At 54.2% G+C, this 795-nt stretch carries 2 protein-coding genes; both read left to right on the plus strand.

The features are described 5' to 3' along the window. Window positions 1-265: hypothetical protein (locus AC1RPG_RS07735; protein WP_481762432.1), on the plus strand; the 265-nt coding region annotated here is incomplete at its 5' end. Window positions 266-274: 9 nt separating this feature from the next. Next, on the plus strand, window positions 275-784 hold the full coding sequence (locus AC1RPG_RS07740; protein WP_481762433.1) for a hypothetical protein: 510 nt from the start codon (window positions 275-277) through the stop codon (window positions 782-784). Window positions 785-795 lie beyond the last annotated feature (11 nt).

Here is a 795-nt window from a genome sequence, read left to right on the forward strand (position 1 = left end):
GTTCAAGGATCAGAATCTCGGTGGCTACTTCGTGCTCGCTGATCAGGTGCTGGTCACCATCGATCCAGCATCAGAACTCACCATCGACGATGTTCTCAAAAGCATTCGCAAGAACACGAAGCAGCGCTATGCGCAGGTCGTGAATCAGGGCATGCCGCTCCGGGGCCACGTCTGGCACTGGATTATGCGGGAGCCTGAACTGGACGCTTTTACGTCCGCATTCCCAGCTAAGAGTCTCCAACTCCGGAACTGGGGTTTCTGTTAAAGGTGAAGTATGAAGCTCTATGATTTGGTCACTGTGCCTACCTATGAATCACTGCAATACCTTCAAGGGTTGTTCAAGGGTTGTCCCTTTGATGTGAACTTGCGCCAGTGTTACGTGTCCCTCAATATCTCAGAATCCCCGAGTGAGCCAGACCACGAACGCACGTTCCTCGCTAACTGCGGTGCTATGGGCATCTACTACGATTCGACATTGCAGTCCTCGTCGCTCGTGCTGCCGCTTTATAGCGAAGAGATGGTGGAGCGTGCAGCAGAGTTGCGTGAGTCGGAGCTGAATAAGTTCTACGGTGATCTGTACTTTCCGCACATGGTCGTCGTCCCGTACTTCCCGCCCTCGCGTCGCCACTTCAAGGCCTTTGTGAACAGCGTGGCTGACGCCCTGATCGGCGCACCTTTGAATTTTGGGGGTGAGGTTATCAAGGAGCGAGAACTGAGCCGGGCCCCGGCATCCGAGTTCTATCAGGAAATGGCGTTGGGGTACGCAAATGGCCCCGCAGGTTAAGCACATTATCC

Source organism: Dellaglioa sp. CoH-57-MRSF-18, assembly GCF_056781995.1.

What these genes read in the sequence shown, in the direction of transcription:
- AC1RPG_RS07740 (WP_481762433.1), top strand. Translation starts at nt 275, where the DNA reads ATGAAGCTCTATGATTTGGTCACTGTGCCTACCTATGAATCACTGCAA.